This is a genomic window from Streptomyces nigrescens (assembly GCF_027626975.1).
Lineage (GTDB): Bacteria > Actinomycetota > Actinomycetes > Streptomycetales > Streptomycetaceae > Streptomyces > Streptomyces nigrescens.
In genome coordinates, this window is the sequence record NZ_CP114203.1 from 5,039,524 (window position 1) to 5,059,552 (window position 20,029).

Below are 20,029 nucleotides of genomic sequence, written 5' to 3' on the forward strand. Positions count from 1 at the left end.
CGGATGGGCACTGACAATGCATGACTCAGCCGCGGCGGCGGAAGCACCGCCGGATCTGTGGCCAGTGCTGGTGGAGGGGACGCTTGGCAGGTCTGCTGACCTCTGGTTGCAGCAGTCGTGAGCTCAGCGACGCGGCGGACGACGCGTGGCCTCGCTGGCCACAGCGCGAGGCTGAAGCGGAGTGGGAGCCGGAGTGGGACGCGGCTGCGTCGCACGGCTGCTGCGGGCCCTGGCTGCCTGAGCCAGGGGGCTGGGGGCGTGGCGTTCGCCGAGGCGGCGGATGCGCCAGGTCAGTGCGCGGGCCGGGCTGTGGGCGTCGTCCAGTGTGCGTTGGCCCAGGGCCTGGTCGAGGACGGTGGCCGCGTTGTGTCCGGCGGCTTCTGCCTCGGCGAGGACGGTGGCGAGTGCGTCCCAGGCGGGGTCGTTGAGGATGCGCTCGGCGTGCTCGGGTACCGCTTCCTGGAAGTGGTGGGCAAAGCGGCGCTTCATCTGGGGGCTCGGGGCGCGGTGCGCGAGGCCGGCCAGGACCGGTTGAGCGGTCTGTGCGTACGCGGTGTGCAGGTGGACGAGGGCTTGCTGGGCTGCGGCTTCCTGCTGGGCGTGTTGGCGGGTGCGGTGCCAGTGCATCGCGTAGGCCACCGCGGTGAGCATGGTGTCCAGGAGCATGGCGAACCCGGCGCCGTCCCTGTCCTGGGGCCGGTCGCGCCAGATCGTCTGGATGCTGCGGCGCAGGACGCGGGCGCTGTCGCGGTCGGCGGTGATGCGGGAGCGGGTGGCGCGCTCGAAGGCAGCGGCGGCCCGTTCGAGGTCGGCCTTCACCGCGGCCGGTGCGGTGACCGACAGCAGATCCAGTGCTCCGCCGAGCGCTTCCAGTTGCCCTTGGGCCACTGAGTGGTCGCTGCCGGTCAGGTGGCTGGGGATGCGTTCGGTGGCGGCGGTTGCCTGGTGCCACGGATTACCCGGGCGGACGGTGACCGGTTCGGGGCCGGTTGTGCCGAGGCGTTTGCGGATCTGGGGCAGGGACAGGTCGGGGGCGAGGGTGGAGCCCGCGTAGAACACCGGCTCGCCCTCGTCGTTGGCGTCGCCGGGCAGGGCGAAGTTGCAGCCGAGTGCGTCGCCGGAAGGGCCGAGCTTGAGACGTACGGTCACGTCCGTCGCCTCCAGCAGGGCGAAGAACTCGTCCTCGTCGGCCGCCGCGGCCACCGCGCGGCGCACCCGCAGGCGCAGGACATCGCGAGCGGCGGCGTCCTGGCCCAGACGCTTGGCCTTGAAGTGCTCCTTGCTGGTGGGGCGCTTGGCGGCGGTGCCGTCGCCGGGCTTGAGCCGCCTGAGCCCGTAGTCGACTTCGATCGTGCGGGCCTCGCGCTGGACAGCGCGCTGGTCGTGGTCGCGTTTGGGGCGTTTGCCGTCCTGGCGGACGAGGGTGGCGGCGATGTGGATGTGGTCGTCGGCGTGGCGGACGGCCACCCAGCGGCAGGCTTCCTCGTCCCCGTCGGGGGCGATGCCGGCGGCGGCCACGATCCGGCGGGCGATGTCGGCCCACTGGGCGTCGGTGAGGATCGGGTCTTCGGGTGCGGCACGGACGGGGCAGTGCCACACGGTGTACTTGGGTGCCTTGTCGCCCAGCATCTTCACGGGCTGATTGAGTTGTGCGGCGAGCTGGTCCTCCACGTCCTTTCGGTTGCGGTGGGGGCTGCGGCCGGGGTCGGGGGCGAAGTCGTTCCAGGAGGCCACCAGGTGCGGGTCGGTGTGCTCGTTGGCCCGGCCCTTGCCGAAGAGGTAGCCGATCGTTCGGCGCGTGGCGTGTGGACCCGTACCGAGGATGATCTTCGGTATCACTGATTCACCGCGCCTCTGTGACCTGGGCGACGGCGGTGTCCAGCTCGGCGATGGACACCTCGACGCGGTCCAGGAGCCGTTGGACGGTGTCGTGGTGGGGCCAGGCGCCGTCCTGGTTGAGGTGGCGGGTGAGCTGGTTGAGGTTGCTGCCGATCTTGCCGAGCTGTCCGTTGGCTGCCATCAGCGTTTTCACCATGGCGCGGTAGTCGGCGACGGCTGCGGTGGGGTCGTCGGCGCGGGCGGCGGCGAGCGAGCACTCGGCGACGTAGCCGCCGGGGTTCATGCGGCTGAGGGCGGCGGCGTTCTTCACAAGGGCAAGCTCGGTGTCGTTGTAGCGGGGAGAGATGCGGTGCTCGCGCAACTGCTTGTCACGCAGACGGCGACGCGGCGCGGACTTCTGCGGCACGTTCGACGACTGCTCGACGGTCCCACCTTCGGTCGGCTCCCCTGGGCCGGCCGACTCCGGTGCCCCCTCGGCGTCGGACGCCTTCGCCACCCCTGGGGCGGAGGCCGGGTAAGGACTCCTTACCCGACAACTTGCTCCGCCAGGGGCAGGCCGTCCGAACGCGCGCTGTAGACGGTCCATCAGCTCAGGGGACTTCGTCAGGGACTGCGGCTCGGCGGGGGCGGCGTCTTCTATGTGGCGCTGGTCGTGTGTCACGGGCGGGTCTCCGGAATGGGGTGGGGAGGGCAGGAGGGTCGGCGGGGGTGGTCCGGCGGAGTGCGGGTGGTCACCGCCTCGTCCACAGGTGGGGATAAGCGGACCCGAATGGGGCGGTGGCCAACCCACCGGGTGACCGGAAGGGGTTCCGGTCACCCGGCGTTGCGGGCGGTCAGCCGCTGGCCGAGGAGGTGTCCGCGTTGGCTTCGAGTTCGGGCTTGAGGATCTTCATCACGTCGGTCACCCGCTCGCTGCCGATCGTCAGTCCCCTGTCTCTAACGGCCATTCGGAGAAGGTCCCGGGTGAGCTTGCCGTGCTCAGCGGCGGCGATCCGGCCGATCTCCGCAAGCTCCTCGACCGAGGCACTCGCCGGACGGCCACCGCGAGGCTTGCCCTCCGAAACCTGGGAAGGCGGTTCCGGCGCTTGGACGGACGCGGAGCCCGGGCGGTCAGCGGGACGGTCGACGAGCTGGTGGATCTGTCGCATGAGGACCCCGAAGGCCAGCAGCGCGGCGGTCGGAGGTACGGCGGCGACCACGTAATCGAGCAGGGGCTTCGCGCCGGAGGTGCTGGCACCGCTGACCCCGGCTACGTTCAGCACGATGGAGCCGACCGACCCGGTGGCCGTGAGACCGATGGCCCACCCATCGGTGACCCGGCGCAGGCCCGCGCGAAGCATCAGCAGCTCTCCCGCAACGATGAACGCGTCCAAGGTCGCTGGCCAGGCCCATTGGCGGATGGGGGAGCTCTTGAGTCCGTGCTGCCCGGCGACCTCGGCGAGGTGCGCGTAGGAGAGCCAGAATCCACCGGCGGTCAGGGCGATGATGACGGTTCCGGCCGCGACGAGTGCATATCGCTCGGCGGTCTGTTTGGTCATCACCAGCTGCCCTCCTGTGTGAGCAGCGCGATGCCTGTCGGTCTCCTGGTGGGTGCGGTTGGCGGGTGCTGCGCTGGTGGTCAAGCGGGGTTCTCCGTGGTCTTGAAGGCGGGGCGCTTACGCGACCCCCTTTACAAGGAGGGGGTCGCGCGTAGGCGCTGGGGCGAGGAAGCGCCGTAAGGGGCGGCGTACGCGCTTGACCTGCGCTTTTGTTCGATCCGTAGGCGGTGTGAGCGGCCCGTAGGCGGCCCTGCCGGGGGACACCGCATACGGGGGCGTGTACGGGTCGGGCCGGTCAGGACACGGCGCTGATGTGGCGGGTGGCGGCGGTCCAGCGGGTGGCCTGGCCGCCGCCCGCCCCGCCTCCGGCGCCGGTCTCCTGGATGGCATGTCCGCTCTTGGTGAGGGCCTCCAGGCGGCGCCGGGCCTTGGCGAGGTCCGCGGGGCGGGGGTTGGCCTCACCGGTCGTCTGCGTGGCGAGCTGGCGGGCGGTGAGCCCGTGAGTGCCTGCCTGGCGCAGCAGGGTGAGCGGGTCGAGGCTGGTGTCGACGCGGGAAGTGCCACGGGGGTGGTCGTGGATAACCGGCAGGGGGCCGATCTCGTCGTCGACGGTCTTGAGGTGGTGGAGCTGGACCACCGGGTCGCCCGCCGCGCCGTTGAGGAAGAGGACGCTTCCTGCTCCGGCGGTGAACCACGCGGACCCGTAGACCTGGTCCAGCACGGGTCGTTGGTTGCGCGAGGCGTCAGGGCCTTGCTTGCGCTGGTGGTGCAGTTCGAGCAGCTCGATGCCGTCGCGCAGCAGTTGCTGGCGCGCGTTGTTGTAGGCGAGCCCGGCTTCGTCGTCGGTGAGCTTCCCGACGACGTCCTTGAGGCTGTCGATCACGACGGTGTCCGCGCCGTGCTCGGCGGCCAGCTCGGTGAGCAGCTGGGGCTCGGCGTTGAGGGACGCGGGCAGCGGGCCGGACCAGAAAACCAGGCGCTGGCGAAGAACGTCCTGGTGGGCTTGGTCCACGACGCGGGTGAAGGCGCGGGCGAGCTGGCTCGGCCGGTCCGCGGCGATGTAGAGGACCTTCTCGCCCTGCTGGACGGGCATGTCCAGGACTTGGGCGAGCAGGCCGAGCCGGGCGAGGACGATTTGCTGGGCAATCGTGGACTTGCCGACCCCGGGCGGGCCGACCAGCATCAGGCTCTCGCCCGACGCCCAGGCTGTCTTCCCCGGTGTGCCCCAGACGGGGGCGGTGCTGGCGGGGGTGTCGGTGACGAAGGACCAGCCATCGACGGCGTAGCGCTGAAGCCGTCCTCCTGAGCTGCGGCGGGCGCGGTCGGCTGCCTCGCTCAGCGAGGCTGTCAGCAGGCTGCGGACCTCTGCGGGGTCCGCTCCGGGTGCGGTGGCGCCTTGGAGGACACGGACCGCTGTGGCCTGTAGGGCGCGCAGGTCGGCGTGGTGGCGCACGATATCGGCGTAGTACTCGGCGCCGGAGCCCACCGATGCCGCGGAGGCCAGGGTGTGCAGGTATGGGGGGCCGCCGACGCGGGTGAGGTCGCCCGTGGATTTCAGCTGGTGGGAGAGGGCGATCGCATCGGTGGGCGCACCTTCCTTCCGCAGCTGAAGCAATGCGTGCCAGATGGTGGTGTGCGCGGGCTGGTAGAAGTCGCCCGGATCCAGCACCTGGCGGACCGCGTCGATGACGGCGCTCTGATACATGCACGACCCGAGCACGGCCATCTCGGCGTCGGCGTCGTGCTGCATCGGCAGAGGCGTGCCGGAGGTGGTATCCGGCGCCATGGGGCGGGGGAGGTGCGAGGTCAGGGGTGTGGTGTTGGCTGGCCCGATGCCCGTAGGCTTGGACATGGATTCCTCCCCGAAGCGCATCAGGCCCTGGCAGGCCGCACTTCGGTTGATCGTCTTGATGGGTGGTCATGCTGGGATCCGTCGTGGCCCCCGGTGCGCTAACACCGGGGGCTGCTCCTTTACGCGGGAGCGACAGAAGCCTGCCTGCAGCCGATGTGCACAGTCAAGGCGGAAACATGCATCCAGGCGACATCGACATTGAATCGCTACAACACAATTCCTGCTTGAATCTGTGCGGCAGGGTGCGTTAGCGTAGTACCCATGACGGAGCACGACTGGCAGGGCCGACTGACGCAACAGGTGGCCGACGCGGTACGCGACTACCGCAAGCTGCGAGGGCTGAGTGCCCAGGGCCTCGCTGATGCCTGCGCGGCACTTGGCCATGCGATCCCCCGCACTTCGATCGCCAACCTCGAAAACGGGCGCCGTTCCGGAGTCGAGATTGCGGAACTGCTGGTCTTCGCCAAGGCGCTGGGCGTTCCTCCCATCGCGCTGCTCCTGCCCATCGGGATGGCCGGCTCGGTCGAGGTGCTCCCCGGCCAGGAGCTGCCGATCTGGGACGCGGTGTCCTGGATCACTGCCGAGACCCTGATCGGCGAGGAGCCCGAACCGGGCACCGTCAAGGAGGTCATTTTCGAGCTCCGGGCGCACGCGCAGGCCATCAGCACGCTGCGCAGAGCCATCGAGTTCGCCGAGGAGGCCCGTCGGGGCGCCAACTTGATCCGTGACCCGCAGCAGCGCGCCCGCAATGACGGCATGCTGGAGGGCTTGGGGGACTACACCCGCGGCTATGCCCAGGACGTACGCGAATTCCGCGCGAGGCTGCGCGTCCGCGGCATCGAACCCCCCACCCTTCCCGAGGACTTGAAGTACCTCGACGCTCCTGAGTAGCCCCTGCTGCCCGTCTCGCCTCGGTGTTAGCGCGCCGCGAGACAAGTGCACGACCCCAGCATGACCACCCATCAAACGATCACGCCGAAGGGGTGCCAGCCCCAGCTCGGCGAGGAGGACTCCCATGCCTTCTTCCTGCGCGCCCGAGCGCTATCTGACCATCCCCGAGGTCGCCGAACGCCTCGGCACCACGGAGCGATTCCCCCGCCGCCTCGTCGCTGAACGTCGCATCGCCTTCGTCAAGGTCGGGCGGCACGTCCGCATCGCCGAAAGCGTGCTCGCCGCCTATATAGCGGCCCGCACCGTTCAGCCGGCACGAGGGCTTCGCTCCGGCTACGGCCAGGCCGCCTGATGGCGCGCAAGCCGCAGCGGCGGCGTGAATTCGGCAATGTACGCCAGACCGAGTCGGGGCGCTTCCAGGCCCGTTACTGGGCTCCGGACGGCAAGCGGCGCTACGCGCCGAAGACGTTCGAGACCAAGACGGAGGCAACGACCTGGCTCGCACTGACCCAGGCCGATATTGAACGCAAGCACTGGACTGACCCCGACGCCGGCGCGGTCAACTTCGAGGTCTTCGCAGCGAAGTGGGTCAACGAACGCGGCCTCGCAGCGACCACCGAGGACTTGTACACCCGCCTGCTCGCCAGGCACATCGTGCCCACGTTCGGCACCTGGGACCTGGACGGGATCCAACCGTCGGATGTGCGCGTCTGGCGAGCCGAGCGGCTGAAGGCAACCAATGGTGCGAAGACGACGGTGGCCAAGTCCTACCGCCTGCTGAAGGCCATCCTTCAAACAGCGGTCGACGACGATCTCCTCAAGAGCAACCCATGCCGCATCAAGGGCGCCGGCAAGGAGGAGGCCGACGAACGCGACGTCGCCGAGGTCGAACAGGTCTATGCGCTGGCCGAAGCCATCGGACCTCGCTGGCGCATCATGATCTTCCTCGGTGCTTTCGCGTCCCTGCGTCCCGAAGAACTCGCGGAGCTGCGTCGCAGCGACATTGACGTCGACGAGGGTGTGGTGTGGATAAGGCGCGCCGCGCCGGAGCTCACCAACGGCAAGAAAGTGATCGGCGATCCGAAGTCGAGGGCGGGCAAGCGCGCGGTGTACCTGCCCGACTTCATCGTGCCCGAGCTGCACCGCCACCTTCAGTGGTTCGCGGAGAAGGAGCCGGACGGACTCCTCATCGTGGGTGAGCGAGGGGCCGCTCTGCGACGGTCCTCTTTCGGGCGCAAGTGGCGCAAGGCGCGCATCGCGGTGGGACTGCCGGACAACTTCCGCTTCTACGATCTGCGCCACACCGGCAACACCCTGGCGGCTGACTCCGGCGCGAAGCTCAAGGACCTCATGGTCCGCGCGGGCCAGTCCAGCCCGAAGGCTCAGCTGATCTACCAACACTCCAAGAAGAAGCACCAGCGCAAGCTCGCGAAGAGCATCGACGCCGAGGTGCGCCAGCAACGCCGGGAGGCAGCCGAGCGCCAGGCGGAGAAGCGCAAGCGCTCCGGGTGAGGCGCCAGCTTCCCCTGCTCAGAGGGCAATGCGCGGCGAAGGCAGGACCGGTCAGCAACACCGGTCCTGCCTTCGCCGCGCTGCGCTTCGGCGGATGTCCGCTGACAAGCGATCATGGCCGTCTGGCAAGCGCGTATGACCGCTGTGCCCAATCCTCAGATCCGCCACCATCAGCCGCGTGCCGCTGGCTATCGTCCCCTTATGAAGTCCCAAGTGGCCGATACCACCGCAGCATGCAGTTGCCACGCGAAGGAGAGCATCTGCCAGGAGTGCAAGGGCGAAGGGTGGCTGACACCGCTGCCTCAAGACGGGCGCCGACGCGATGCCACTGGCAGCTGTACGTCGTGTGCTGGCCGTGGCGGCCACCGCCTGCCGCATGCGCCTGCGTGCCCCGTGATGAAGAAGCATCCCAGGCTTGAGTACTACGCACCGCAGCTCATCAGTGACTCGGAAAACCTCACGTTCTACAGCACCGGCGACGCCATGGCTAACCCAGCGGTACGGCGCCGACTCGCAGAACTCCTCTTCGGGCCGCCTCCCCGCTGACCGCGCCTCATAGTGGAGGGCACCGGGATGGAAGTCGGTCAAGCTCGCCTGGCAAACGGCCAAGAATTCGTGGCAGAGGACAGCGGAGCGCGTTCGCCCTCCGGCGCGGAGGCAAGGCGCCAGATGAACTTCTTTCCCCAGGGCCCATTTTGCATCCGTAATCTCACGACCCCTCAGGCGCAGGTGGCCCAAGTCACAGAAGATGTGTCTCGCTATTCGAGAAGATCGGCTGTCAAGGCGCCTGGCTCGGTGGGGGAGTTCGCGGAATCTGCGCCTCCGTCGCCAGATAGGGCTGGTGGAGGGCTGGTCGACCCCAAAGCGGTCTAGACAACAAGTAAGCCCCAGGTCCCTGACCTGGGGCTTTTGCATGGAGCGGGTGACGGGAATCGAACCCGCGCTCTGAGCTTGGGAAGCTCATGTTCTACCATTAAACTACACCCGCGTGATCCCGTCTCGGATCGAGAGCGGAACATCGTCGCACACTCTACCCCATCGCCGCCCCGCGGTGCATTTGGCATGCCCGGATGTCGTGAGTGGGGGTGTGGGGCGGGGTGTGGGCCGTGGTCTCGGTGGGGTGTGGTTCGGGGTGGGATGTGGGTGCGGGGTGCGGGAGTTGGGGCGTACGGTTGGGCGTCGGAGTGCCGCGTGTGATGGCGCCCAGTTCATCCCCTAATGTGGCTTTTGTTGTCCACGCAGTTGGGAGAGGGACTTGATGGAGCGCACCGTCGTACGTTGTGCCGAGGGCCACGTGTTCAGCACCGCTTCGTTCCCGATGCAGACCACCGACCGGCTCGGTCCCGGACGGCTGTTGCGCTGCCCGCGCTGTGCTCGGCTGCGGCACTCGGTGCCCGTCGAGCACGCCAAGCGGTAGCGGTCACGAGAAGCAGAAGCGATCAAGACAAGAGAAGTGTGGCGGCGATCAAGGAAGTCGCGGCACTTCGCTGAGAGCGGCGGCCGTGCCTCGTGAGAGAGGCAGTGGCCGGCAGCAGGACGAGGAGTGGACGAGGCCCGGCTTCCCCGGTGGGGGGCCGGGCCCTCGTCGTGCGAGGGGGGCCGGACGGGCGCGTATCCTCGTCTGCGTGCTTCTCTCAGACAAGGACATCCGGGCCGAGATCGATGCTGGTCGGGTGCGTATCGACCCCTACGAAGAGTCGATGGTGCAGCCGTCCAGCATCGACGTGCGGCTCGACCGCTATTTCCGGGTGTTCGAGAATCACCGCTATCCGCACATCGACCCCGCCGTCGAGCAGTCCGACCTGACCCGTGAGGTCGTGCCCGAGGGCGATGAGGCGTTCATCCTGCACCCGGGCGAGTTCGTGCTCGCCTCGACGTACGAGGTCATCACGCTGCCCGACGACCTCGCGTCCCGGCTCGAGGGAAAGAGCTCGCTGGGGCGGCTGGGGCTGCTGACGCATTCGACCGCCGGGTTCATCGACCCGGGGTTCAGCGGGCATGTGACGCTGGAGCTGAGCAATGTCGCCACGCTGCCGATCAAGCTGTGGCCGGGCATGAAGATCGGGCAGCTGTGCATGTTCCGGCTGACCTCGCCGACGGAGCACCCGTATGGCAGTGAGAAGTACGGCTCCCGTTACCAGGGGCAGCGCGGTCCGACGCCGTCCCGTTCGTTCAAGAACTTCCACCGCACGCAGGTATGACACGGCCGCGTCGGTGTGGGGGGCGCGCTCTACAGGGCGGGCGCGTGGCAGAGGGTGTGGACACAGAAGGTCTGAGAGAGATACGTGAGTGACGTGCGGGAGAACCTGACGTACGAGCGGTTCGGCGGGGCGATCCGTGAGCTGGCGCAGACGATCGCCGATGACGGGTACGAGCCCGATGTCGTGCTGTCGATCGCCCGCGGCGGCGTCTTTGTCGCAGGGGGTCTGGCGTACGCGCTGGACTGCAAGAACATCCACCTGGTGAATGTGGAGTTCTACACCGGGGTGGGGACCACCCTGGTTGTCCCGCGCAAGAGGCGGTGTAGCCATCACCGGGACTCGCTCGGGATGACGTTCGTGGCGCCGAGTAAATCACAATGCGCGGCGCCTAGCCGTAGGTCTCGCTCGATCTCTCGCCCGGGGGCCCGGTGCCGTGCGATGGCGCCCGTCCGAGGCGGTGCCCACGGGCACGCCTGCGGCCGTATCTGACTCCCACTGACTGAGACCTGCGAGGGGCCCCTCATGAGCGATGTACGCGAAAACCTGACCTACGAGAAGTTCGGCGACGCGGTGCGCGAGCTCGCCCAGACGATTGCCGACGATGGGTTCGAGCCGGACGTCGTGCTGAGCATCGCGCGGGGCGGCGTGTTCGTCGCCGGCGGGCTGGCGTATGCCCTCGACTGCAAGAACATTCATCTTGTCAACGTCGAGTTTTACACGGGAGTTGGTCAGACTCTCGAAATGCCGGTTATGTTGGCCCCCGTACCGAACGCGATTGATTTTTCGAATAAGAAAGTCCTGATCGCGGATGACGTGGCCGATACAGGAAAGACTCTGAAGCTCGTGCACGACTTTTGCCTCGATGCTGTAGCCGAGGTTAGGTCCGCAGTGATTTATGAGAAGTCGCACAGCCTCGTCAAGTGCGAATACGTGTGGAAGCGCACGGATGATTGGATTAATTTCCCCTGGTCAGTTCAACCGCCCGTCGTACGCCGCGACGGACAGGTGCTCGACGCCTGAGACGTGCAAGCGCCCGCCGTCCCCACTGTTCACGGGGTCGGCGGGCGCTGTCTTTCGGGGGCGGTCCTATTGGTTCTGTAGGGTCTCGGCGAGCTCGGGAATCTGCTGTTTCGGGAAGTGCAGCAGAGCAGCGTCGCTGAATCCGTCCGGTTCGAGTGGAACATTCATGCGCCATGAACCGGGGCGCCATGGGTGCCGAACTCGCTCGCCGAACGTCGGCGTCTCGGCAAGCATTGCCACGAAGCGCATGGCGTCCGGGATCGGAAGTTTCAGCAGCGCCCATCCACGGTGGTACTCGATGAACGGGTCGCCCCCGTATCCGAGTGGGTCCGTGCGCTTCTCTCGAACGCCGGCGGTCGCCTCGCCGACGTCTTGGCAGCAGGCACTCGTCGCGTATCCGAGGCGCCACAGATCACGGACGATGGGCGACATGTCCTCGTCGATCTGTACGCGCTCGCCCGTAGGCGCGGTGAGGGTCTCGTGCGGGTGAATGGTCGGGTCGGTCGGCATCGTGCCCCCTCGTCAGGCTTGCCGGTAGGTGAGCCACTGCTGCGCGGCGTCGGCGATCTTCCGTTTCCACGCGACCTCGGGGGAGTCCGAGGCGATACCGGCCCAGAGCCGTTGCTGCGCGGCGGCGAACACGTCGAGAGCGCGCGCCGGCGCGGTGGACCACGCCGGAGTCTTAGCGGCCCACAGCTCGGCGTCTTCCGGGGCGTGTCCGGCAGCGACGAGCCAGACCACCCAACATGCGGCGTCGATCCACGCCGCGCCACGGGTAGGCCATGCCCAATCCACGATGCGCGCGACGTTGCCCACGATCAGGACGTTGTCGGGCGTCCAGTCGGTATGCAGGACGGTGTCGCCGCGCAGCAGTGCGGCGTCGTCGGGGTGGTCGACGTAGTCGGCGAATCGCTGCTCGATCTGTTTAAGCTCGACGTCGCTGGGGGCGTGGACGCCGGAAAGCGTGATGATTGCCTCGGCGACGAGCGGCAGGTCGTCGCTGCCCGGGGCGTACTCGGCGGGGCGTCCGTCGAGGTGCTCGAACCCGAGCAGGTGCCACTCGCCATCGTTGATGCGCCACAGCAGGCGCGGGGCGAGGGGAGCGACGTAGGGGTTAATGGTGGCCTCGCGCTCTTGAGTCCACGCGCGAGGGTGATCGCAGCGCAGCCCCTTGACGAAGACGCGGCCGGCGCGCGTGTCGAGGGTGGCGGCGAGCTCGCTGTTCAGCCCTTTGTCGCTGCTGGCCGTTGCGTAGATCGGGCCGGTACGGGCGGCGACTGCGTCGCGAGTGGCAGTCGGTAGGTCATCCCAATGCATTCTCATGGTCACCACGGCGGGAGTGTAGGGCTCGGAATGGGCGAGGCCGCCCGCACGCGGCGGGCGGCCTCGGTGTCGCGTTGCGCGGAGTGGCCTAGTACGGGTTGTCGTTGCCGCAGCCGCGCATCGCCTCGTTGCCGGCGAGGCTGTCGAGGTCGTCGACGAACTCGATCTCGTCGTCGACCGCGGGACGGGTCGTGATGTTGACGGGTACGGGCTTGGTCGCGACGGCGGCGGGCGCGGTCGCTACGGGCGGTGCCATGGCGGTCTCCTTCTTATGCGTGCTGGCAGTACCGATCCAGGGACGAGCCGGCCTTGCGGTACAGGTTCACGAGCGGCATACAGGTGGTGCACGTCTTCTGTAGAGCGCAGCCACTGCAACCGCTGTGACGCTGTAGCGCTCGGTCGGAGATACCCCCGAGCCGGGCAAGACCCGCGACCCCCTCTTTCAGGAGTGGAATCGGGTGATCGCGGGAGACTTTGCAGACGGTCGCCAGACCGAAAGGGTTCACGTTCAAGGACGTGTGGCCGGCGTCGCATCCGGTGAAAGGCGTTCGGTTGTGCAGGTACTCGGGTGCCTGCTGCGCGAGCGGTTCCGAGTCGCCGGTGAACGTAGGTGACATGTGCGTGTACTCGCGGACGCGGGAGGCGAACCGTTCGGCGAGTGCTCGCATGGCGGGTGCCTCGTGCGCGTTCTTCTCGGTGATGACCACGCTGAGAGACAGAGGCAGGCCGGCCTCGCGCGCAGCGGCCAACCCACGCATGAACTTCTTGAAGGCGCCGCGCCGGTTAGTGAAGCGGTCGAACGTGTCCTCGGTGGCGCCGTAGACGCTGAGCGTCACGCGGTAGGGGGGCCGGTTGGTGAGCAGGTCGAGCATGTGCGGGCGGAACAGAGTCGACCCGTTCGTGAGGATCTCCACCATCATGCCGAGGTCGTAGGCGAGCGCGTACGTCTCGGGAAAGTGCTTGTCGATGGTGGCCTCGCCGCCGCCGAGCTCGACCCAGAGAACGCCGGCGTCACGGAGGATGCGCAGCAGTCGCGCGCGGGCTGACCACGCGAGGCCCTCGTGCCGCTTGGCCCCGTACACGCAGTGGTCGCAAGCCCAGTTGCACCCGTTGTTCACCTCGTACGAGGCGCGGCCGTGCCCGTACGGCGAGGGGTCGCGTATGAGCAGCGACTCGCGCACCGGACGGTCGGCGAGGTTGAGTCCCCATCGGCGGCGCGCGGCGCTGTGAAGCCAGGCGGGTAAGGGCGCCTCGGTGTGCGCGCGTTGCTGCAACTCCAAGTAGTGATGCCCCTTGATCTTCACGCCGCTTACGTCGCCCGGGCGTAACACGAGGTACTCGTCGAGGAACGGACTAACGATCAGATCGTGCGTGCGCGTGGGCGCGTGCATGGTTCCCCCATGTCAACGTGAACAGAGTCAGGGTGTGCAGGGCGAGGGGATCGGGGGCCCATCGTCGCCACAGGGCCTCGAACTCGCGGTCGGTGCTTGGAAGCGAAAGGGCGGGGGCCGCTCGGCTTGCACATGTGCGCAGGGCGAGGTCGCCGTGCGGGTAGATCGAGTAGTCGCTCGTGAAGTCGGCCACTGCTACGGCTGCTGCGGCGGCGTCGATTCCGCGAACGTCGGCGAGGCACTGCACGAGGGCCTCGGGCGGGGTGTGCTGCCATTGCTCGGCATGGACGAGGTACGCCTCGGCGGCCGAGCGTAGGGCCTCGCGCGCCGTGGCTGCGCCGACCGCGGCGAACCCCCCGTCGGAGACGGTGAGCACGCGCTCGGGGCTCGGGACGAGAGACAGCGGGCCGGCGAACGTATCGAGGGTGCGGCCGTATGTGGCGCAGTACACACGGTGGGTCGTGTGTGCTCGTTCCCCTGGGGTGGCTTGTCGCAGCAACGCGGTTGTGATGGCGTCCCACAACGACGGGTTAGTGAGCCGTTGCACGGTGCCCAACCGCATCAACTCGTCGACGAGCGGCTGCATTTCGTCGTCGTACGGCAGGCGGATGGGCGACGTGTACGCCACGGGCGGGGCGTCCATATGGCCCGAGCCTGTAGGGCGCATGATGAGGCACTCGTCGGCCCAAAGCGCCACCCATGCAGCGCCGTTGTGCTCGACGAGTCGTACGGGCTCGCCGGCCGCTGCCTCGCCCCATCCAAGGTGATCGGTGATGATCGTTGCGTTCATGCGCTTGGCCCCTCGCGCAGGCAGGTGGACAGGCTGAGATACGTAATTGGTCTTGCGGACCACTCGGCTTGTCCGCCGCTGCTGAGCACGACAGTGAAGGCGCTGGTATCGCCGTTCCGGAGAGTGGCGAGCGCATGCACCCACCCGGTTTCGGACCACTCGACCGCACGGCGCTGCTCTCGCGGAGTCATGCCGAACACGTGGTGTGTGCGGAGGCTGACGCGGATGGCGCGGATGGCGGCGTGTGCGGTCGGCACGATGTGCGGTGCGCTCGCGATCTTCGGTGGTTCCTCGTCGGCGCGGTTGGTCGACCTGCGCCATAGGACGGCAACGAGGTATCCCTGCTCGACGTGAGCCTCGGCGAGCGGAGCGACGCGAGACAAGGTTGCCCCTGGTGAGGCTGTGGCCGACTGGCGGTTGTGCATAGCCGCTCTCCTGCCCTAGCGCCATGGTTGCCCCTACCTGTCAGGGCAGGCAGGCAGGGGCAACCTACGGGGGCTCTCCCAAAAGGCGTTAGAACAGGGAGAGTTACGCGCCGTTGGGTACGGACTTGCCGAGGGATCGACCCAAGGCGGCGACGCATTGCGACGGTAGCGCTACGGCGGGCGAGGCGGCAAGTGTGCTCCGGGGCATACATGCGGATTGGCATATGCAGATGCCCCCCACCCGGATCGGGTGGGGGGCATCGTTGGGCCCTGGTTGCGCCTAGCTGAAAAGGTGGTCGAACTCACCGTTCTTCGCGCCGAGGACGAACGCGCGCAGCTTGGCTTGCGTCGTCTTCACGATCACGCCGGGGTCGTCGCTCTCGCGTACGAGGATCTCGCCGGCGACCTCGGCCAATTCGAGGCACTGCTCACCGCCGCCACCGGAGAAGCTCGACTTCTGCCACTTGATTTCGCTGTTCATTCCTGGACTCTCACAGTTCTCGTGCGACGTGGTGAATAAAACTTCGCGACTCTTCGGGGGTCAGTGCTGCCTGTTCGGCGAGGTCGAGCAGTGTGCGGTATCGATTTAGGTCCGCGGCTGCATCAAGGAATCCGCCGCCGAACGGGGTGTCGATATGGACAGTGTCGAGCTGCGTCACGACACCGCGTGCATACATCACTGTTTGTGTGACCTCGATAAAGTCCTCGCTCGTGAACGGAATCACTCGCAGGGTAATCCCGGGGCGCTCGGACGCGGACAACACGTATTCGAGTTGATCGCGGGCGACCTTTCGCCCGCCCACCCTCATGCGTAGAGCGGCCTCGAAAACGATCGCCTCGAACTGTGGTGGGTTCTCACGCTCAAGGATGTTGCGCCGCTTCATGCGGTGCTCGACCCGAGCCTGCACCTCGTCGTCAGGAAGGGCCGGAATCACGCCGGCGAACAGCGCGTGCGCGTAGTCCTCAGTCTGGAGGACGCCAGGGAACGTCAGTGATTGCAGGCATCGCAGGTGGGTCGCGTGGTGCTCAGTACGTATACGTCCAACTCGCGCTGAAGCCGAGTCGACGCCCACACGAAAACGATGTCGAGCTTTCCAGCCTCAATCCACTCGATCATGCGCTCGAACTCTTCGCGCTCGCGGTCGCGGAAGCGAGAAGCCGAGCGGTCATCGTCTACGAAGTCTTCGACGATGCCCACGCCGAGGCGGTCGGCGTCAGCCTGCGAGGCGTCGAGTTGCTCGCGCACCGAGAAGCCTCGGCGCGCGCTCTTCCCGCGGTACGCGCTCTTACGTGCGTACCTAGCGCCGCGCAAACCAGTGAACGAGCGAGGACCCTCGCCCCGATCACCGGTAAGGACCAGGGAGCGAGGAACCTCGCTCCGAGCTGCAACAACAGACGTCGTCATGTAGCCCTCCAGCAACAAGACTATGCCTTGCGCGGGACTACGCTGGAGATGCCGGTCATGCTGGCGCCGGTGCCGAACGTGATCGACTTCTCGGACAAGAAGGTGCTGATCGCCGATGACGTCGCCGACACCGGTAAGACGCTGAAGCTCGTGCACGACTTCTGCCAGGGGACGGTGGCCGAGGTCCGCAGCGCGGTGATCTATGAGAAGTCGCACTCGCTGGTGAAGTGCGAGTACGTGTGGAAGCGCACGGACGAGTGGATCAACTTCCCGTGGAGCGTCGAGCCGCCGGTCGTGCGGCGCGAGGGGCAGATTCTCGACGCCTGAGGTGACAGGGCCGGCCGATTGCCGCTCCCGGTAAGGGAGTTGGCGGTCGGCCGGCTTTTCGTTGTGCCGCTTTCGGCCAATCCCGTTCCTGGTGTTCCGCTGTGGGCTACCTCCGAGTACAACCCGCGGTGACGGCAGACGGGAAGGGAGGCCCCATAGTGCGTGCGAGACGCGGGCGGTGGGCGTTACGTGGGCGGAGTACGGGATACGGGTCGCGGACGGGGCGCGGGCGGCGGCTGAGGACCGCCGTGGCGACCTCGACGGCGGCCCTGACCATGGTGTGCACCGTGGCGGCGGGCGGGGCGAGCGCCGCCCCCGGGGCCACGGGCGGCACGGCGGCCGCCGGCGCCACGGCCGCCAAGCCGCTGGCGCCCGAGCTGGAGAAGATCCGGGCCCAGGAGGCGGACCGGCTCTACGGGGACCCGGCCCAGCGGCCCCTAGGGGAGCGCAAGACCTCGTTGATCTCGCTGGGGGACAGCGAGATCTCGGGGGAGGGCGTCGGGACGTACGAGTCGGGGACGGACGGTCCGGACAACTGGTGTCACCGGTCGCCGGACTCGGCGATCCACCGGACCGGGATCGCGGCGGAGGTGACGTACAACGCCGCCTGCTCGGGCGCGGGAACCGGCAACATCGTGATCGGCGGCAGCAAGCAGTACGCCGACGAGCTGGTGCAGAGCGACAGCCTCGCCATCGCGGCCCGTAACACCCGGCTGAAGATGGTGCTCCTGGTGGCCGGCGCCAATGACGATCTGCAGTTCGGGCCGGTGATGACGGACTGTGTCACCCGCTGGTTCCTGCTGCAGGGCACCTGCGAGCCGAAGTACCAGCCGGGCTGGCAGGCACGGGTCGACGGGCTGGTGCCGAAGGTCGGGAAGACGGTCGGCGATCTGCGGACCGTGATGCGGGACGCCGGCTACGCGGACGGCGACTACCGGCTCGTGGTGATGTCGTATCCGAGCCCGATCGGGCCGGATGTCGAGGACAACCCGCGGTATCCGGGGAAGCTGCCGGGCGGCTGCACGGGCTACACCTCCGACGCGGGCTGGGGGCGCAATGCCGCCGTGCCGGCCTTCGAGAAGGGGGTGCGGAAGGCCGCGCGGGACTCCGGCGCGACCTATCTGGACGCCTCGCGGCTGTTCCACGGGCACGAGGTGTGCATGGAGGAGACCTGGGCCCGCGGGCTGTATGTGAACCTCTCCAACCCCTTCCCGCCGAACTCGAATTCGGTGCGGCAGTCCTTCCATCCCAACGCCCGCGGGCACGGCGCGTTCGCCTCGTGTCTGACCCAGCTCTACGCGTCAGGGCTGCGCGAGGCGTCCTGCGCCGATCCGGCGAGCACCGGGCAGCCGAAGCTGTACCCGGGCGCCTGGGACGACGCCTACCGGCCGCTGAAGAACGCCGCGACGGGGAGCTGTGTCGATGCGACCGGGGGCGCCAGCCGTAATGGCACGGCGGTCGGCGGCTGGGACTGCCACGGGCAGCGCAACCAGGGCTGGTGGTACGACGAGGGGCAGCGGTCGCTGCATGTGGAGCTGACCCAGGACCGGTGCCTGGACGTGCCGGGCGCGCGGTACACGGCCGGGGCCGGGCTGGTGCTGTGGAACTGCTCGGGCGCGGCCAACCAGCAGTTCGTACGGGCCGACGGCGGCACGCTCCGGCCGGCCGCGGCGCCCTCGCTGTGCCTGACGCTGGCCGGGGCGAAGGAACCGCTGCGGCTGCAGGCGTGCGACGGATCGGCCGGGCAGCGGTTCGCCTGAGGCCCGTAGGGAGCGAGCCTGTCCTACACAAGGGGCCCGCTCCGGAGCCGAGTGCTCCGGGGCGGGCCCCTTGCCGTGGCCGGTGTGGCCCCTACAGGGTGCCGAGCTTCACCAGGGCGAGCAGCGCGACCAGCTGGATCGCGGCGGCGCCGAGCGCCTTGGGCCACGGCAGGTCGTGCGACTTGCTGACCATGGAGGTGAGCAGATAGCCGGTGGCGAGCCAGGTCAGCCAGCCCAGGACCTGGACCAGGGTGCTGTCGCCGCCGAGGAACATCGCGAACAGCAGCCGGGGCGCGTCCGAGATCGTCATGATCAGCATGGCCAGGCCGATGGTCGGCTGCCAGGCACCGTCACCGCCGAGCTGGCGGGCCATGGTGTGGGTGACCGCGCCCAGGATCAGGCTGCCGACGATGAACATCACCGCGGTGATCAGCACCCACGGGATGATGTTGGAGAGGGTGGCGTTCAGCACATCCTCGCGGGCCTTGTCGAAGCCGAAGACCGCGAGCACGCCGTAGACGAAGGTGACGATCAGCGCCGGGGCCCACACCTGGTGGTCGCGCATCTGCCAGAACGTGGCGTCGGGGCGCAGCACGATGCCGGACAGCAGCTGCTTCCACTGCAGCCGGGGGCCGGCCGGGGGCGCGCTGGTCTGGCCGGCGCGGTAGGTGTCGCCCGCCCCGTACTGGTCGGAGCCGCCGTCGTACTGGCCGGCCGGCGCGCCGTAGGCGTCCGGGGCGTCGCCGACGCTGAACTGCTGGGTGTGACCAGGGTTGTTGTCGTTCGCATACGGTGCGTAGGACTGCTGCTGGGGCTCATAGGCACCGTCGCCGAAGTACTCGGGCTCGCCGTACTGCCCGTGCGGCTGCGGCTGCCCCTGCGGTCCGCCGCCGTACTGCTGCGGTGCCGGCTGCCATTGCCCAGGCGGCGAGGGGGGCTGCTGCCCGTACGGCCCTTGCTGCCCGTACGGAGCCTGCTGCCCCTGCTGCCCCTGCTGTCCGTTCTGCGCGGGGCGGGCATCCCGTCCGCGACCCATCCTGAATCCAGCCACGTACTCGAAAGTACCTGGTCCGCGTGGATTGCGAGGCGGAGCAGGGGGTTCGGGCCCCGGTTTGCTGCTGACCTGTGACATCCCCTAGGGGGTTCCCCGAGGGGGCCGGGGGCCGGGGGCCGGTGTCCAGCGGAGGGTGAGATCCGGCAGGTTCTCCATGTTGGCGCTGCCGTCGTTGACCTCCACGACCCGGAAGCCGTGGTGGGCGTAGAACGCCCTTGCATCGGTGTTGAGTTGGAAGACATGCAGGTACAGGCCGTCGGGGCGGAGCCGTCGCGCCTCGGCGAGGAGGAGGGAGCCGATGCCGGTGCGCCGGACCTCCGGGCGGAGGTAGAGCTGTTCGAGCAGCTCGCCCTGCAGGGACGCATAGCCGAGGAGCGCCGTGCCACGGACGGCGACGAGGGTGTGACACTGCGGCAGCACGATCTCCCGTATCCAGCGGGTGACCTCTGCGTGGGTACGGCGCTGGGGCGGCAGGTAGGGCATGGTGGCTTGCCGTGACGCCTGGTGGACGGCGGCGATCGCGGGGGCGTCGGTGGGGAGGGCGAGCCGGACCGTGACGGGCGGGGCGGGCGGCGTCTGGCGGGGTGCGGGGCGTACCAGGGTGCTCGGATCGTCGGCCGTGGCCCTGCCCGTGTCTGTGTTCATGGCGTCATGCTCGGATGCGTCCCGCGCCGGGACAAGTGTATTAGCCACCGGCCACA

General features: G+C 68.3%; 23 protein-coding genes, 1 tRNA gene and 1 pseudogene. 9 read left to right on the forward strand and 16 right to left on the reverse strand.

Annotated features, from left to right (window positions below; all coding sequences use genetic code 11):
• Positions 1–123 precede the first annotated feature (123 nt).
• The 4 genes from STRNI_RS22505 to STRNI_RS22520 form a co-directional block, all read right to left on the reverse strand.
• On the reverse strand, positions 124–1,839 hold the full coding sequence (locus STRNI_RS22505) for a relaxase/mobilization nuclease domain-containing protein (protein ID WP_277411903.1): 1,716 nt from the start codon (positions 1,837–1,839) through the stop codon (positions 124–126).
• Between the two features lie 4 nt (positions 1,840–1,843).
• Positions 1,844–2,335, reverse strand: coding sequence for a plasmid mobilization protein (locus STRNI_RS22510; protein WP_277411904.1), 492 nt, complete (start codon positions 2,333–2,335; stop codon positions 1,844–1,846).
• A gap of 337 nt (positions 2,336–2,672) precedes the next feature.
• Positions 2,673–3,377 (reverse strand): DUF2637 domain-containing protein, encoded by a 705-nt coding sequence (locus STRNI_RS22515; protein ID WP_277411905.1) that lies wholly within the window; start codon positions 3,375–3,377, stop codon positions 2,673–2,675.
• Positions 3,378–3,672: 295 nt separating this feature from the next.
• Positions 3,673–5,229: a DnaB-like helicase N-terminal domain-containing protein gene (locus STRNI_RS22520; protein ID WP_277411906.1), complete on the reverse strand. Its 1,557-nt coding sequence runs from the start codon at positions 5,227–5,229 to the stop codon at positions 3,673–3,675.
• Positions 5,230–5,490: 261 nt separating this feature from the next.
• On the opposite strand from STRNI_RS22520, the gene STRNI_RS22525 reads away from it, so the two are divergent.
• From STRNI_RS22525 to STRNI_RS22535, 3 genes are all read left to right on the forward strand, one after another.
• Entirely contained in the window at positions 5,491–6,120 is a 630-nt protein-coding gene (locus STRNI_RS22525) for a helix-turn-helix domain-containing protein (protein WP_277411907.1), read from the forward strand.
• Positions 6,121–6,244: 124 nt separating this feature from the next.
• Positions 6,245–6,472, forward strand: a complete 228-nt coding sequence (locus STRNI_RS22530) for an excisionase family DNA-binding protein (RefSeq protein ID WP_277411908.1) — start codon at positions 6,245–6,247, stop codon at positions 6,470–6,472.
• Positions 6,469–7,632 (forward strand): tyrosine-type recombinase/integrase, encoded by a 1,164-nt coding sequence (locus STRNI_RS22535; RefSeq protein ID WP_277413309.1) that lies wholly within the window; start codon positions 6,469–6,471, stop codon positions 7,630–7,632. Before STRNI_RS22530 ends, STRNI_RS22535 begins: the two co-directional genes overlap by 4 nt.
• A gap of 914 nt (positions 7,633–8,546) precedes the next feature.
• Here STRNI_RS22535 and STRNI_RS22540 read toward each other — a convergent pair.
• Positions 8,547–8,620: transfer RNA gene (locus STRNI_RS22540), tRNA-Gly, on the reverse strand.
• A 270-nt stretch (positions 8,621–8,890) separates the two neighbouring features.
• On the opposite strand from STRNI_RS22540, the gene STRNI_RS22545 reads away from it, so the two are divergent.
• From STRNI_RS22545 to STRNI_RS22560, 4 genes are all read left to right on the forward strand, one after another.
• Positions 8,891–9,049 (forward strand): hypothetical protein, encoded by a 159-nt coding sequence (locus STRNI_RS22545; RefSeq protein WP_016573140.1) that lies wholly within the window; start codon positions 8,891–8,893, stop codon positions 9,047–9,049.
• A 208-nt stretch (positions 9,050–9,257) separates the two neighbouring features.
• Positions 9,258–9,833, forward strand: a complete 576-nt coding sequence (gene dcd / locus STRNI_RS22550; protein ID WP_026170113.1) for a dCTP deaminase — start codon at positions 9,258–9,260, stop codon at positions 9,831–9,833.
• Positions 9,834–9,917: 84 nt separating this feature from the next.
• Entirely contained in the window at positions 9,918–10,322 is a 405-nt protein-coding gene (locus STRNI_RS41660; protein WP_420911225.1) for a phosphoribosyltransferase, read from the forward strand.
• 33 nt (positions 10,323–10,355) lie between these two features.
• Positions 10,356–10,853 (forward strand): phosphoribosyltransferase, encoded by a 498-nt coding sequence (locus STRNI_RS22560; protein WP_277411909.1) that lies wholly within the window; start codon positions 10,356–10,358, stop codon positions 10,851–10,853.
• A gap of 66 nt (positions 10,854–10,919) precedes the next feature.
• Here the strand turns inward: STRNI_RS22560 and STRNI_RS22565 are convergent, their stop codons facing one another.
• The 9 genes from STRNI_RS22565 to STRNI_RS22605 all read right to left on the reverse strand — a co-directional run bounded on the left by STRNI_RS22565 (position 10,920) and on the right by STRNI_RS22605 (position 16,028).
• The gene (locus STRNI_RS22565) at positions 10,920–11,363 is read right to left on the reverse strand and encodes a dCTP deaminase/dUTPase family protein (RefSeq protein ID WP_277411910.1); all 444 of its coding nucleotides are present in this window, start codon (positions 11,361–11,363) and stop codon (positions 10,920–10,922) included.
• 12 nt (positions 11,364–11,375) lie between these two features.
• Positions 11,376–12,185 carry a phosphotransferase family protein gene (locus STRNI_RS22570; RefSeq protein WP_381844129.1) on the reverse strand — a complete coding sequence of 270 codons (810 nt, stop codon included), beginning with the start codon at positions 12,183–12,185 and terminating at the stop codon, positions 11,376–11,378.
• 79 nt (positions 12,186–12,264) lie between these two features.
• A complete protein-coding gene (locus STRNI_RS22575; protein ID WP_277411911.1) occupies positions 12,265–12,432 on the reverse strand; it encodes a hypothetical protein in 168 nt (55 codons plus the stop codon).
• 13 nt (positions 12,433–12,445) lie between these two features.
• Positions 12,446–13,567, reverse strand: a complete 1,122-nt coding sequence (locus tag STRNI_RS22580; protein WP_277411912.1) for a radical SAM protein — start codon at positions 13,565–13,567, stop codon at positions 12,446–12,448.
• The gene (locus tag STRNI_RS22585) at positions 13,530–14,357 is read right to left on the reverse strand and encodes a DNA glycosylase family protein (RefSeq protein WP_277411913.1); all 828 of its coding nucleotides are present in this window, start codon (positions 14,355–14,357) and stop codon (positions 13,530–13,532) included. The genes STRNI_RS22580 and STRNI_RS22585 overlap by 38 nt, the downstream gene beginning before the upstream one ends.
• Entirely contained in the window at positions 14,354–14,740 is a 387-nt protein-coding gene (locus STRNI_RS22590; RefSeq protein WP_277411914.1) for a hypothetical protein, read from the reverse strand. The genes STRNI_RS22585 and STRNI_RS22590 overlap by 4 nt, the downstream gene beginning before the upstream one ends.
• Positions 14,741–15,062: 322 nt before the next feature.
• Positions 15,063–15,263, reverse strand: a complete 201-nt coding sequence (locus STRNI_RS22595) for a DUF397 domain-containing protein (protein WP_277411915.1) — start codon at positions 15,261–15,263, stop codon at positions 15,063–15,065.
• 10 nt (positions 15,264–15,273) lie between these two features.
• A complete protein-coding gene (locus STRNI_RS22600) occupies positions 15,274–15,855 on the reverse strand; it encodes a DUF5753 domain-containing protein (RefSeq protein ID WP_277411916.1) in 582 nt (193 codons plus the stop codon).
• Positions 15,771–16,028, reverse strand: a complete 258-nt coding sequence (locus STRNI_RS22605; protein WP_277411917.1) for a recombinase family protein — start codon at positions 16,026–16,028, stop codon at positions 15,771–15,773. The genes STRNI_RS22600 and STRNI_RS22605 overlap by 85 nt, the downstream gene beginning before the upstream one ends.
• 192 nt (positions 16,029–16,220) lie before the next feature.
• On the opposite strand from STRNI_RS22605, the pseudogene STRNI_RS22610 reads away from it, so the two are divergent.
• Together STRNI_RS22610 and STRNI_RS22615 are read left to right on the forward strand one after the other, a co-directional pair.
• A pseudogene (locus STRNI_RS22610) lies at positions 16,221–16,514 on the forward strand (phosphoribosyltransferase); the annotation flags it as partial.
• Positions 16,515–16,789: 275 nt separating this feature from the next.
• Positions 16,790–18,274, forward strand: coding sequence for a ricin-type beta-trefoil lectin domain protein (locus STRNI_RS22615; RefSeq protein WP_381844190.1), 1,485 nt, complete (start codon positions 16,790–16,792; stop codon positions 18,272–18,274).
• A 91-nt stretch (positions 18,275–18,365) separates the two neighbouring features.
• On the opposite strand, the gene STRNI_RS22620 is transcribed toward STRNI_RS22615, so the two are convergent.
• Together STRNI_RS22620 and STRNI_RS22625 are read right to left on the reverse strand one after the other, a co-directional pair.
• On the reverse strand, positions 18,366–19,310 hold the full coding sequence (locus STRNI_RS22620; RefSeq protein WP_018092392.1) for a Yip1 family protein: 945 nt from the start codon (positions 19,308–19,310) through the stop codon (positions 18,366–18,368).
• A 99-nt stretch (positions 19,311–19,409) separates the two neighbouring features.
• Complete coding sequence (locus STRNI_RS22625; protein WP_018092393.1) at positions 19,410–19,973, reverse strand: GNAT family N-acetyltransferase; 564 nt, start codon at positions 19,971–19,973, stop codon at positions 19,410–19,412.
• Between the last annotated feature and the right edge of the window lie 56 nt (positions 19,974–20,029).